At 49.0% G+C, this 614-nt stretch carries 1 protein-coding gene; it reads left to right on the forward strand.

The features are described 5' to 3' along the window. The coding region (locus R7190_RS28690; RefSeq protein ID WP_318138038.1) for an MFS transporter at positions 1-614 on the forward strand (614 nt) is incomplete at both ends.

Here is a 614-nt window from a genome sequence, read left to right on the forward strand (position 1 = left end):
GCAATCGGCTATTTTGGTAGTGTCTTTGCGGTCTATGCGATCAACTTTCTGTGGGCTCCCTTGGTCGACCGAGTGAAGTTACCGCTGTTGTATCCTCTGCTTGGACAAAGACGCAGTTGGATCTTTTTCTGTCAAAGCATTGTGCTGGTTGCCACATTATTCATTGCAGGGGTCAATCCTGCGGAAAATCTCATTTTCGCCTCTCTGCTCGCCTTGTGTATTGCAACGGCATCGGCAACACAAGACATCGCCATCGACGCTTTCCGAATTGATACTTTTCCAAAATCGGAAGAATCTAAGTTGCCACAAGCTTCGGCTATGGCAGTCATCGGATGGTGGACAGGCTACTCATTGCCGGGATACTTGGCGTTTGTTAACGCCGATACTATCGGCTGGAACGGTGTGTATTACGGTATGGCAGCCGTTGTTGTGGTACTCATGGTGTTCACTTTGTTAGTGGGCGAACCAGTCACACAACGTGAAAAGCTCCAATCCGAAGCGGAACAAAGACACAAAGAAGTCGTCGGTTCAAAACTTGTGGCGTGGTTTACGGTCACCGTTGTTGAGCCTTTCCTCGATTTCTTCAACCGCAATGGTGTTCGCGTCGCGATAAC

The organism is Vibrio sp. 1078-1 (assembly GCF_033340475.1).